The sequence below is a fragment of the Haemophilus parainfluenzae genome, from assembly GCF_003252725.1.
Classification (GTDB): Bacteria; Pseudomonadota; Gammaproteobacteria; order Enterobacterales; family Pasteurellaceae; genus Haemophilus_D; species Haemophilus_D parainfluenzae_L.
In genome coordinates, this window is sequence record NZ_QEPO01000006.1 from 120,402 (window position 1) to 132,923 (window position 12,522).

The window sequence follows — 12,522 nt, forward strand, 5'->3', positions numbered from 1 at the left end:
GTCGGTAAAATCAAGATTTACCTGAGATTATTTGATGCCAGTGAATTTGAATTCATAGCTTACATCAAATGGTTTCCACCAACGACCTACACCCGTTTCAGAGTCGGTATGACGGTGCATACCTGCTTTTGATGGAGGGTCGATGTGGTAAGTTAATTTATAGTTACCCACGCCCATCATTTTCACGTTTGCACCATAGTGAGGACCGTCACCCGCTACCATTGGCATGAAGGTACCTTCTTGTTTTTCACCAGTATCAGCATTTACTAAAGTATAGTTGATAGTTAAGTAAGGCATCCATTCACCATCACCAAAGCCATTTTTGTTACCTTTTACTGCGTGGATATCCGCTTCTAAGTGAATATCTGATTTCGCAGCAGGTAAACCCATGCCACGTGGTTCCATATCGATTGGTTTGAGATAAACCGCTGCAATTTCCATTTCATTCATGGTAACCGCTTCACCAATTGGATATTCTTGGAATGCGTTTGCAGTAGACGCGGTGAAAATACCCGCAAATAATGCTGTTGCTAAAAGTGCTTTTTTCATTGTTTTTCTCCTAAAGGATTGTTGGGTATTACGCGGCTTTTTTGCTTTGATATTTCATAATGAACAGAGCAAATACGGCTGCGATGAGTAAGATTGCTTGTGGGATTAGGGTTTCCATATAAGGATAAATACCTAACCACGAAATTTCAGGCACACCGCTAATCAGCGTTGGCTCGAAAAGTTTGCCTTCAATGAGTTCTAAAACAGATTTGCCGGCGAATACAAAGGCCATTAAATACATGAAAGAACCCGTGAACATAAAGAATGGTTTAAGCGGTAATTTCACCACGGTATAACGCATCACGAAGTAGCAAATGGTGAGAATAATTACACCGACAATGATACCTGTGAAAAGATAGATAAAACTGACCGCACTTTTCGCATCACCCACGAGGGCATAGTAGAACAATACGGTTTCCGCCCCTTCACGATATACGGCTAAGAAGCTGGTAAGCCATAAGCCAATGAGTGAGCCAGTAGTGAGGGCAGTAGAGAGTTTACCTTCTAAATAACGTTTCCAGTTTTGTGCTTCGACTTTAGACAATAACCAGTAACTCATCATAAACAGCATGACTACAGCAAAAATCATCGTAAAGCCTTCGAGCAATTCGCGGTTTTGACCAGAATTTTCAAAGATAAGTTGGAAGATAAATGCGGTAATCACACTGGCAATTAATGCCACATAAACAGATTGACGGATAACCGGCAATTTATCTTGGTGGTTATTTTTAATTAAGTAAGTCACGATAGCCGCAACAATTAACAAGGCTTCCAAACCTTCACGAAGGATGATTAAAAGGCTATATAAGAACATAGACCAATCGCTTTGTTCTCCGCCCTGTAACATTTCAACCGCTTTAGTTAGATTCTGGTCTAAACCATCAGCTTGTGCTTGTAACTTATCACCTTGTTCAGCTTTCATTAAACTGACTAAATGGGTGAAGTAACCTTCAAGTTCTGCTTTAAAATTGCTATCACGAGAGCCAATTTTGTTCTCCATGCCACTGCTTTCAAACACATCAAAATAGGTGTCTTGCACAGAAAGAATTGCTTTTTTGCTTTCGCCTTGTTGATAGAGAGCAATAGCTTGTTGAATACGTTGGTTGATCTCTTGTTTAATCTTATTCCAATCTTGCTCTTGTTGATTATCTGTTGCTTGCTGTGCTGCATTGGATTGAACATTTTGTTCTTCACGTGTCGTTGGCAGGTTAGGCAAGTTTTCTTCAATATCTTGTAACAATTGCGTACTTTGATAGCCAATTTCTGTGATTTGATCGGCTTGTTCACTTAAACGAATGATGTTGTAAAACTGTTGATTAATCGCTGCTGAAGTTTCTGCAGAGCGATTTTGGCGAATGGACATTTCCATTTCTGAATTTTTATAGCCATCGTACTGCGCTTTCTGGAACAATTTTTTTGCATTATCGAGATCACCATTTTGATACGCTTCAAGCCCTTGAGCGAGCAAATCATCAATGGTTTTAAAACTTTGTTGCCAATAAGGGGCGATCTCTTGATTATCATAAACACCATGTTGACCATCGGCATTGAGCTGATGACCTTCAATCAATGATGGCAACACTTCTTGTAATTCTTTTTTGAGCTGATCGATTTTAGCTTGAATCTCTTGTTGTGAACTGCCTTCACCGATCATTTTACGGATCTCGCCAAAAGTCGCTTCCATTTGGTAACTTTTTTGTGCGGAGAAATTGATACGAATCGGACCTTCTAGATTTTCAAACACTTCAAAATAAGCCATTTGCACTTCAGTGCGCGCATCATCGGTATTACCTTGCTGGACAAGTTGAGCCGTTTTGTCTAAGCGGGACGTAATATCATTAACCCACTGTTGGTAGTTGTCTTGCGCAAAGAGTGAAGAAGAGAAGGCGAGTGAAAAAATTAAAAAGAAAAATCGAATAGAACGGGATAGCATCGTCTATTTACCTCATTACCTAAAATGAAATTAATTCCTATTTATAATTATCTTTTGATATCAGTGAAATGACAATAAATAATTTTAATTTTTGTGATGGAGATCAAAAAATTTACAAGAGTCGGAAATGTCTAGAGGGTGATTGTATGCTTAAAAGAATAAAGCGCCTTTGTTAGGCGCTTTATGGAGATATAAAAGTGCGGTCAAAAATAAGCGGGTTTATTGAGCGGGTGCTGCTTCTTCAACAGGCGCTTTATTATCTAACACATCCCATACACTTTCTTGTTTTGCGGATTCTGGTTGCTCAGGTTGTGGCGATTGTGTGGTCTGCGCTGCTGTCGCAGTTGCTGTACTCGTTGTTGGCGCGGAAGCGCAGAAGTTTTGATCTTTATTTGCCCAAACTGGAATTGTTCGATTACTACCACAGCTCCAACTGCCATAAGCATTGATACCAACCCATTTAATCGTAGAAGGTTGTCCGAGTTTCAGTTTTTCAATAACCACACGGTTTAAATAATCTTTATAGATTTGTAATGCACCTGAGGCACCCGTTAATTTGGTTTCACCGTTATCATCACGACCTAGCCAAATGGTGCTAACATTTTTACCATCAATACCCACAAACCACGTATCACGGGCATCATTGGTCGTGCCTGTTTTACCCGCAAGACGAAGATCGGCATAATCATTTTGTAAGCTACGCGCAGTACCACGTTCTACGGTTTGTTGCATCGCATACAAGGTTTGATAAGCGGCTTCTCTCGGCACCACTTGATCTGGTACCGTATTGTGTTCGTAAATAATATTTCCTTGACGATCAGCAATGCTTTGAATGGTACTTAACTCAATTTTGCCACCTTGATTTGCAATGGTTTGATAGAGTTTGGTCACATCATAAGGTGAAATACTGTAAGAACCGAGCAAGGTTGCAGGCACTTTTGGAATCGCTACATTATCCCAGCCCATGGCTTTTTGAGTATCGATCACTTTGCTTAAACCGACTTTCATCCCAATATTTACCGTTGGAATATTCAGCGAGCGAGCAAGGGCATCCATTAGCATAACCGAACCACTGTATTTACGATCGTAGTTACGAGGCTGCCAAGGTTGGCTACCTTTAATATGAATCGTGATCGGCTGATTCTGAATTGGTGTATTTAAGCGGAATTGTTCCGGATTCATCAGTGCGGTCAAATAAATAGATGGTTTTACTAATGAACCAATTTGACGTTTTGACATTAACGCACGGTTAAAGCCAGCATATTCTGTTTGTAATCCACCGACAACCGCGCGTACTTCACCTAGGTGATAATCTGCCACAATCATGGCACCTTCAAGGTGTGGATTTTTGGTTTGTAGTTGTAAATGAGTAACTGTATTCACCACAGCATTTTCAGCTTGTGCCTGTTGTTTTAAATCCATGGTGGAGAAAATTCTCGCACCAAGTAGTGCAGAGGTTTTGTTTTCCCCTAATTGACGGCGAAGATCCGTTTGTAATGTTTGGATGAAAGCAGGGTATTTACGTGAAATTTGACCTTTAGCTTGCACGCCTAATGGACGTTTACTCAACATGTCATAAAGCTCATCCCCAATCATTTGGTGATCAAGCATCAGTTTTAACACCACATTTCGGCGATCGAGTGCATATTGTGGATTTCGCCATGGATTATAAAGGGATGGGCCTTTCACCATGCCAACTAAAAGGGCAATTTGGTCTAGGCTAATTTCACGGATAGAGCGACCAAAATAGAATTGGCTCGCCAGTGCAAAACCATGAATTTGAATATCACCATTTTGACCAAGGTAAATCTCGTTAAGATAGGTTTCTAAGATACGGTTTTTATCATATCGCCAATCTAATACTAATGACATCAACGCTTCATTGGCTTTACGTGTAATAGAACGTTCGCTCGATAAGAACAAGTTTTTAACTAGTTGCTGAGTCAGTGTACTGCCGCCTTGAACCGTTTGGCCCGCTCTAATATTGGCAACCATTGCACGCATAATGCCAATAGGGTTAATCCCGTTATGATCGTAAAAACGGCGATCCTCTGTGAGTAATAAGGCATCGATGAGTAAACGAGGGTATTGCTGTAACGGAATGGCTAAACGATCTTCATTATCTGATTCCAACATTGCAATTAATTTAGGTGCGAGACGGAATTCATCAACCGCTTTTACGCTGACTAAATCTTCAATACGAGAAAGTTTGTTATCGGTAAAACGTAAACGTAATACACGTTGTGGCTCTGGCTTGTCAGGATAAGGGAATGCGCGACGAAGTAATACGATGGTATCCTCTTCGAGTTTAAAGTCACCTGGTGCCGCAATCATTGTGGTTTGACGGTATTCGTTATCGAGTAAGATTTGAATCACTTCGTCAAAAGAAAGGTTATCAGAAAGTTTTACGCTTTCTAAACGACTATACACTTCTGCCGGTAAACGCCAAATTTGGCCATCCATTTTTGAGCGAATTTGCCAGTCTAAATAGCCACCATAAAATACGGCAAGCGTCCCTAAAGTAAAGGCTGCTTTAGCTAAAAAGATTTTACAAGAACGGCGCTTATCTGGCGCTTGTGTTTCTTGTTGTTCAGGTGAGGTGTTTTCCGTTTCCGACATAATAGTTAGCTTCAGAGAATGAGGTTAAGCAATAAATTCAAAATAGGCATTAAGAAAGTGGATGAAGTCTGTTGTACCGCAGAAGGCGATACTTTCTTCATCATAATAATGGAAGTCGTCTTCTAAAATGTCATCTGTTTCAATCGCAAGATTATTGGCGCGAATCATCACTTCATCGGTATTGATAAAAAGCGTGTATTCAGAACCAATCAGCGTGACTTCATCATTATTTTTAATCTGCTCACAGGCAGAAAGTGCGGTCAAAAACGCTTGAGGATTTGACCGCACTTCAGAATTAAACCAATTGGCTAGAGCAATGTGTTCCATCGAACATTTGGCATGCACATTGCCTAGATAATGGGTAAATTGAAAATCCATGTTAGATGCTGAATGACGAACCGCAGCCACAGGTGCTGGTTGCATTTGGATTGTTCACCACAAAACGAGAACCTTCCAATCCTTCAGTATAATCAACGGTGCCACCAATTAAGTATTGTAAGCTCATTGGATCAATGACTAATTGCACACCGGATTTTTCAATCGTCAGGTCGCCTTCATTGACTTTATCATCAAAGGTAAAACCATATTGGAAACCGCTACAGCCACCACCTGTGATATAAACGCGTAATTTTAATTCATTGTTTTCTTCTTCGGTAATTAAGCTTTTTACTTTATTGGCTGCCGCATCAGTAAAAGTTAGCGGCACGGCCATATCTAAATCTGACATATCTCTATCCCCACTTTCCTAAAAATAATCTTTGTATTATCTAATAACCTGTTAATTCATTCAAGATTTTTCACGGAATTAGTGCTATTATATGCGAATAAATCAGAATTAAATAAGGAGAAATAATGGGCATTCCATTAAGAACTGAAGAAGAACTTGTTAAGTTGCGTAAAGCGTGTAAATTAGCATCTGATGTTTTGGTTATGATCGAACCTTATGTAAAAGAAGGGGTGACGACGGGAGAATTGGATCGTATTTGTCACGATTATATGGTGAATGTACAAAAAGTAATTCCTGCTTGCTTAAATTATCATGGTTTCCCGAAAGCAACCTGTATTTCTATAAATGAAGTGGTTTGCCATGGTATTCCAAGCGACGATAAAAAATTAAAACAGGGCGATATTGTCAATATTGATGTGACCGTGATTAAAGACGGTTATTTCGGAGACAACTCTAAGATGTATGTCGTGGGTGAAACCAATATTCGTAGCCAAAAATTGGTTGAAGCGGCACAAGAAGCGCTTTATGTGGGATTACGTACGGTTAAGCCGGGTATTCGTTTAAATGAAATTGGTAAAGCGGTACAAAAATATACTGAAAGCCAAGGCTTTAGCGTAGTACGAGAGTACTGTGGTCACGGCGTGGGAACTGAATTCCACTGTGAACCGCAAGTATTACACTATTATGCGGATGATGGCGGCGTGATTTTAAAACCGGGTATGGTATTCACCATTGAGCCAATGATTAATGCAGGTAAAAAAGAAGTACGTATTATGGGCGATGGTTGGACGGTAAAAACCAAAGACCGTAGCCATTCAGCGCAATATGAGCATCAAATTGTGGTTACCGAAAACGGTTGTGAAGTGATGACAATCCGTGATGAAGAAATTGCGGAAGGTCGAATTCAACGTATAATGAATAACCTTTAAGTTCAGCTAAAAGCCTACAATAGTGGGCTTTTTTTATAATTGTTTTGTTTGTGGAATACCTATGCTTTTTCCTTATCATTTCGACTCTCCACTCACGCCAAGTGCGGTCAAAATTCAGCGTGAAAATTTGAAGGAATTGGAGCGTCAGCACTTTGCTGATTATTCCGTTTTTGAGCTGATCGCTAACCGTATACAATTTTGTGATGATTTGTTAAAACTGCTTTGGCAGCAATTTGAATTAGATAAAGCTAATCTCACCTTAATTGCAGTAGGCGGTTATGGCAGACAAGAAATCTTTCCTTTATCTGACCTAGATGTTCTTATTCTTTCAAAAGAAGAAAGAGAGTCTGAAACTGAAGAAAAAATTGCTCAATTTGTGCAGTTCTTGTGGGATTGTGGATTTGACGTAGGGCATAGTGTTCGTTCTTTAGAAGAGTGTGAAAAGGAAGGTAAACAAGACATTACTATTGCCACCAATTTGCTTGAGTCCCGTTATTTATCGGGAGATGTATCCCTTTTCAATGCTTTAGGGAAAATATTGAAAAAGCCAGATTTTTGGGCGATAAAACCATTCTTTGACGCTAAAGTACAAGAACAAGTTGAACGTTACCAGCGCTATCACAACACCAGTTACAATTTAGAGCCCGATTTAAAATACAGCCCAGGTGGTTTACGGGATCTTCATCTTTTATATTGGATCGCATTGCGACACACTGGGGAAATGACCCTTGATGGCATTTTGAAAAGTGGCTTTATTTACCCATCAGAACATCAGCAATTATTAGAAAGCCAAGAATTTTTATTTAAAGTGCGGTTCGCTTTACACTTGATTTTAAAACGTTATGACAATCGCTTGTTGTTTGATCGTCAAATCAAAGTGAGCGAGATGCTTGGTTTTGAAGGCGACGGAAACCGTGGCGTCGAAAAAATGATGAAACGTTTTTTCCAAGCTTTACGCACGATTTCTCGTTTGAGCGATATCCTGATTAAGCATTATAAAGCGCATTTTTTATCAACAGATGGCGAGCTTTCTATTCATCCTTTGGATGATAATTTTGAATTAGTGAATCAAAGTTTGTGTTTACGTAAAGATGATCTATTTTTACGTTATCCCGATCGTATTTTGGATCTTTTTTTCTACCTTACACAGCATGAACAAGCCGAAATTCATTCATCAACATTACGCCAACTTCAGATTGCGTTGGAAAGTTTGACGCAGAAATTATGTAATATTCCTGAAGCAAGAGAAAAATTTATTCGGTTATTTAATCAACCGAAAGCGATTCAGCGCGCATTTCTCCCAATGCACCAATACGGTGTGTTAACGGCTTATTTACCACAATGGCAGGGGATTGAAGGTTTGATGCAATTTGATCTTTTCCACATTTATACGGTGGATGAGCATACCTTGCGAGTGATGTTGAAATTGGAAAGTTTCTTAGCTGAAGAGGAAGCAGAATCCCATCCCATTTGCCATCAAATATTTAGCCAAATTTCTGACCGCACTTTGCTTTATGTTGCCGCTCTTTTCCATGATATTGCGAAAGGTCGAGGAGGTGATCATGCAGAGTTAGGGGCTGAAGATATTGTTGAATTTGCCCGTTTGCATGGTTTTGACCGTCGAGAAATCGAAACGATGGCTTGGCTAGTGAAAGAACATTTGCTCATGTCAATCACTGCGCAGCGTCGAGATATTCATGATCCTGAAGTCGTGATGAGCTTTGCGGAAAGTGTACAAAATCATGTGCGCTTAGATTACCTCACTTGTTTAACGGTCGCGGATATTTGTGCAACAAACGGTACCTTGTGGAATAGCTGGAAGCGTTCTTTGTTTGCCTCACTGTATGATTATACGTCGCAACAATTCCGCCAAGGGATGAATTTATTATTAGATAATAAAGAAAAGATCCTTGAAAATCGTCAATTGGCGTTGGCAATTTTATCCGAAGAAAAACCAGAATTATCGGAAGAGAAAATTTCAGCATTGTGGCAGCGTTGCCCATCTGATTATTTCTTACGAAATAGCCCAAAACAAATTGCGTGGCATACGGAGCTATTAGCTGAATTTGATGGTGAAGTACTCGTTAAAATCAGTAACCGCTTTTCTTCTGGTGGGACAGAAATTTTCGTTTATTGCCCTGACCAAGCTAACTTATTTAATAAAGTAGTTTCAACCATTGGCGCGAAAAAATTTAGTATTCATGATGCGCAAATTTTAACATCCGATGATGGCTACGTATTCGACAGCTTTATCATCACAGAATTAAATGGTGAATTGGTTCGTTCAGAACGTCGCCGAGAATTGGAGACGGTATTAAGCTCTGTTTTATTAGGCGAAAAATTGCCATCCATGTCTTTTGCAAATAATCGACAGTTGCAACATTTCACCGTAAAAACAGATGTACGTTTTTTGAAAGAAACCAAAAAAGAGCATACCGAATTAGAAGTGGTGGCTTTAGATAAACCCGGTTTATTGGCTCAAATCAGTCAAATTTTTACCGAGTTAAAACTCAATCTTTGGAATGCAAAAATCACGACAGTGGGAGAAAAAGCTGAAGACTTTTTTATTCTAACAAATGAGAAAGGCACAGCATTAACCGAAGAGGAAAGGGGATTGTTAGAAAACGTACTCTATGAACGTTTATAATATGAAATAAAAAAGTGCGGTTAAATTTAACCGCACTTTTATATTTTAAGCAACTGCTGCAAATGCAATATCAGCGGCAGCAAGCGTTTTTTCAATGTCTTCATTTGTATGAGCTAAAGACATAAAGCCCGCTTCAAAAGCAGAAGGCGCAAGGTAAACACCTTGATCGAGCATTTTATGGAAGAATATTTTGAATTTTTCGGTATCACATTTCATGACTTCTGCATAAGAGGTAACTTGTTTTTGGTTAGTGAAGAAAATACCAAACATTCCGCCTACATGATTAATCACAAATGGTACATTGTGTTTTTGAGCTAATGCTTTTAAGCCGTCACAAAGTTTAGTGGTTAATTCTGCAAGGTGTTGCTCGTTACCTGCTTTTTTCAATTCGGTTAAACAGGCTAAACCTGCCGCCATGGCAATCGGGTTACCAGAAAGAGTACCTGCTTGATAAACAGGGCCGGTTGGTGCGAGGTGTTGCATAATCACTTTTTTACCGCCAACAGCACCCACTGGCATACCGCCACCAATGACTTTACCTAATGTGGTGAGATCAGGTGTTACACCATAGTAAGCTTGTGCACCCGCAAGTGAAACACGGAAACCAGTCATGACTTCATCAATAATGAAAAGTGCACCATATTGGTCACAGATTTCGCGAATGCCTTGTAAGAAACCTGCTTTTGGCGGAATACAGTTCATGTTGCCTGCGACAGGTTCAATAATCACACAAGCGATGTCGTTAGGGAATTCTTCAAATAATTTTTTAACAGAATCAAGATTGTTATATTCTGCAGTTAAAGTGTGTTTTGCAAAATCTTCAGGCACACCTGGCGAGCTTGGTTGGCCAAGTGTTAATGCCCCCGATCCTGCTTTTACTAGAAGTGAATCAGAATGGCCGTGGTAACAACCTTCAAATTTTAAGATTTTGCTTCTATTTGTATAACCACGCGCAAGACGAATGGCTGTCATGGTTGCTTCAGTACCTGAACTCACCATACGAACCATTTCAATAGATGGCACAATTTCACAGACTAATTCTGCTAAATCAATTTCAGATGGTGTTGGCGCACCAAAGCTTAAACCATTTTCTGCTGCTTTTAATACAGCATCCAAAATAGCAGGGTGGTTATGGCCTAAAATCATTGGCCCCCAAGAACCCACATAATCGATATATTGTTTGCCTTCGGTATCGTAAATGTAAGCGCCTTTGGCTTTTTGAATAAATACGGGTGTGCCACCTACGCCTTTAAAAGCACGAACAGGGGAGTTTACACCACCAGGAATAACTTCTTGTGCACGAGAGAAAAGTGCGGTTGATTTTGTCATGATTTTTAATCCTTATATTAAAAGTGGGCATATTGTACTAAAAAACTGAATTTGAGAAAAATCTTTGTGTGCTGATTTTTCTTTATGTTATCCTTTGCAAAAAATTTTTAGGATACAAACTATGCTAAGTCTTATTGTAACTTTCTTAGGGGCATTTTTAACCTTGCTTGTGATGCGACCAATTGCGAATAAAATTGGCTTGGTTGATAAACCAAATTATCGTAAGCGTCACCAAGGTGCGATTCCACTGATCGGCGGAGTTTCTCTTTTTATGGGAAACCTTTGCTATTATTTAATGGAGTGGGATCAACTTCGGTTACCTTATCTTTATATATTCAGTATCTTTATTCTACTCGCAATCGGTATCTTAGATGATCGCTTTGATATTAGTCCTTTCTTGCGTGCAGGGATTCAAGCAGTGCTTGCGATTTTAATGATCGATTTGGGTAATGTTTATCTAGATCATTTAGGTCAAATTCTCGGGCCATTCCAATTAACACTTGGTTCTATCGGATTGATTATTACCGTATTTGCCACAATCGCGATTATTAATGCCTTTAATATGATTGATGGTATTGATGGATTGCTAGGAGGGTTGTCTATTGTTTCATTTGCTGCCATCGGTATCTTGATGTTCCGTGATGGACAGATGGATATGGCATATTGGAGTTTTGGCTTAATTGTCGCGATTCTGCCTTATTTATTATTAAACTTAGGGATTCCGTTTGGGCCAAAATATAAAGTTTTCATGGGCGATGCAGGAAGTACTTTAATCGGCTTTACTATTATTTGGATTCTACTTTTAAGTACGCAAGGGAAAGGACATCCGATGAATCCAGTGACCGCACTTTGGATTATTGCTGTTCCTTTAATTGATATGGTGGCCATCATTTATCGCCGTTTACGCAAAGGGAAAAGTCCATTCCGTCCGGATCGCTTACATGTACACCACTTAATGGTTCGTGCTGGATTAACCTCTCGCCAAGCCTTTTTACTAATTACCTTATTTGCGGCAATTTGTGCTGCAATTGGGATCTTAGGTGAAATTTTCTATATTAATGAATGGGCAATGTTCATTGCGTTTATCGTGCTATTCTTCCTTTATGCTTATTCAATTACAAAAGCATGGAAAATCACCCGTTGGGTAAGAAGAATGAAACGTCGCGCACGTCGTAATAAGCAATAAATGAAATAAAATAAAAAGGATAGCAATTTGCTATCCTTTTTTACGTTTTAGCACTAAAAATAAACGAATACATAATAAATTCTATACAAATTGAACAAAAATTTATCTTTTGATATTTTTTTTCAAAAAAGTGCTAGACAAGATATTTGGAAATCATTAATATACGCCCCTGCAACGACGCAGTAACGCGTTCGTAGCTCAGTTGGATAGAGCGTTGGCCTCCGGAGCCAAAGGTCGCAAGTTCGAATCTTGTCGAGCGCGCCAGAAGTCAATGCGATGAACAACTAATCAATGGTGGCTATAGCTCAGTTGGTAGAGCCCTGGATTGTGATTCCAGTTGTCGTGGGTTCGAATCCCATTAGCCACCCCATCTTCTCTTAATTGAGAAATCTGACGGCGAGTAGCGCAGCTTGGTAGCGCAACTGGTTTGGGACCAGTGGGTCGTAGGTTCAAATCCTATCTCGCCGACCAATTATTTTTTTGCTCTTTAACAATATATCAGACAATCTGTGTGGGCACTTGTTGATTGACTTGTTTTAAAAATATTTTTTAATTTTGAAGTCTTAATAGGTGCTAACTAGAAATTCATAATACTTTTTAAGT

9 protein-coding genes and 3 tRNA genes are annotated in these 12,522 nt (G+C 39.4%); 6 read left to right on the top strand and 6 right to left on the bottom strand.

Annotated features, from left to right (window positions below):
• Nucleotides 1–27: 27 nt before the first annotated feature.
• From DPV85_RS07950 to erpA, 5 genes are all read right to left on the bottom strand, one after another.
• Nucleotides 28–549 carry an iron transporter gene (locus DPV85_RS07950; protein ID WP_049357398.1) on the bottom strand — a complete coding sequence of 174 codons (522 nt, stop codon included), beginning with the start codon at nucleotides 547–549 and terminating at the stop codon, nucleotides 28–30.
• A 28-nt stretch (nucleotides 550–577) separates the two neighbouring features.
• A complete protein-coding gene (locus DPV85_RS07955) occupies nucleotides 578–2,482 on the bottom strand; it encodes an FTR1 family iron permease (protein ID WP_111327651.1) in 1,905 nt (634 codons plus the stop codon).
• 219 nt (nucleotides 2,483–2,701) lie between these two features.
• Nucleotides 2,702–5,101: a penicillin-binding protein 1B gene (gene mrcB / locus DPV85_RS07960; protein WP_111327652.1), complete on the bottom strand. Its 2,400-nt coding sequence runs from the start codon at nucleotides 5,099–5,101 to the stop codon at nucleotides 2,702–2,704.
• A 24-nt stretch (nucleotides 5,102–5,125) separates the two neighbouring features.
• Entirely contained in the window at nucleotides 5,126–5,479 is a 354-nt protein-coding gene (locus DPV85_RS07965; RefSeq protein WP_070583097.1) for a YacL family protein, read from the bottom strand.
• A 1-nt stretch (nucleotide 5,480) separates the two neighbouring features.
• Nucleotides 5,481–5,828, bottom strand: a complete 348-nt coding sequence (gene erpA / locus DPV85_RS07970) for an iron-sulfur cluster insertion protein ErpA (RefSeq protein ID WP_049369279.1) — start codon at nucleotides 5,826–5,828, stop codon at nucleotides 5,481–5,483.
• 125 nt (nucleotides 5,829–5,953) lie between these two features.
• Here erpA and map point away from each other — a divergent pair, with 125 nt between their 5' ends.
• Both map and glnD read left to right on the top strand, forming a co-directional pair.
• Nucleotides 5,954–6,757 (top strand): type I methionyl aminopeptidase, encoded by an 804-nt coding sequence (gene map / locus DPV85_RS07975; protein ID WP_111327654.1) that lies wholly within the window; start codon nucleotides 5,954–5,956, stop codon nucleotides 6,755–6,757.
• A gap of 61 nt (nucleotides 6,758–6,818) precedes the next feature.
• Complete coding sequence (gene glnD / locus DPV85_RS07980) at nucleotides 6,819–9,404, top strand: bifunctional uridylyltransferase/uridylyl-removing protein GlnD (RefSeq protein ID WP_111327655.1); 2,586 nt, start codon at nucleotides 6,819–6,821, stop codon at nucleotides 9,402–9,404.
• A 45-nt stretch (nucleotides 9,405–9,449) separates the two neighbouring features.
• Here the strand turns inward: glnD and hemL are convergent, their stop codons facing one another.
• A complete protein-coding gene (gene hemL / locus DPV85_RS07985) occupies nucleotides 9,450–10,733 on the bottom strand; it encodes a glutamate-1-semialdehyde 2,1-aminomutase (protein ID WP_111327656.1) in 1,284 nt (427 codons plus the stop codon).
• Between the two features lie 121 nt (nucleotides 10,734–10,854).
• Between hemL and wecA the strand changes: the two genes are divergently transcribed.
• From wecA to DPV85_RS08005, 4 genes are all read left to right on the top strand, one after another.
• Entirely contained in the window at nucleotides 10,855–11,919 is a 1,065-nt protein-coding gene (wecA, locus tag DPV85_RS07990; protein WP_111327657.1) for a UDP-N-acetylglucosamine--undecaprenyl-phosphate N-acetylglucosaminephosphotransferase, read from the top strand.
• Nucleotides 11,920–12,106: 187 nt separating this feature from the next.
• Nucleotides 12,107–12,183, top strand: a tRNA-Arg gene (locus tag DPV85_RS07995).
• 30 nt (nucleotides 12,184–12,213) lie between these two features.
• Nucleotides 12,214–12,289: transfer RNA gene (locus DPV85_RS08000), tRNA-His, on the top strand.
• A gap of 24 nt (nucleotides 12,290–12,313) precedes the next feature.
• Nucleotides 12,314–12,390, top strand: a tRNA-Pro gene (locus DPV85_RS08005).
• Nucleotides 12,391–12,522: the final 132 nt, after the last annotated feature.

What these genes read in the sequence shown, in the direction of transcription:
- DPV85_RS07950 (WP_049357398.1), bottom strand. Translation starts at nt 549, where the DNA reads ATGAAAAAAGCACTTTTAGCAACAGCATTATTTGCGGGTATTTTCACC.
- DPV85_RS07955 (WP_111327651.1), bottom strand. Translation starts at nt 2,482, where the DNA reads ATGCTATCCCGTTCTATTCGATTTTTCTTTTTAATTTTTTCACTCGCC.
- mrcB (WP_111327652.1), bottom strand. Translation starts at nt 5,101, where the DNA reads ATGTCGGAAACGGAAAACACCTCACCTGAACAACAAGAAACACAAGCG.
- DPV85_RS07965 (WP_070583097.1), bottom strand. Translation starts at nt 5,479, where the DNA reads ATGGATTTTCAATTTACCCATTATCTAGGCAATGTGCATGCCAAATGT.
- erpA (WP_049369279.1), bottom strand. Translation starts at nt 5,828, where the DNA reads ATGTCAGATTTAGATATGGCCGTGCCGCTAACTTTTACTGATGCGGCA.
- map (WP_111327654.1), top strand. Translation starts at nt 5,954, where the DNA reads ATGGGCATTCCATTAAGAACTGAAGAAGAACTTGTTAAGTTGCGTAAA.
- glnD (WP_111327655.1), top strand. Translation starts at nt 6,819, where the DNA reads ATGCTTTTTCCTTATCATTTCGACTCTCCACTCACGCCAAGTGCGGTC.
- hemL (WP_111327656.1), bottom strand. Translation starts at nt 10,733, where the DNA reads ATGACAAAATCAACCGCACTTTTCTCTCGTGCACAAGAAGTTATTCCT.
- wecA (WP_111327657.1), top strand. Translation starts at nt 10,855, where the DNA reads ATGCTAAGTCTTATTGTAACTTTCTTAGGGGCATTTTTAACCTTGCTT.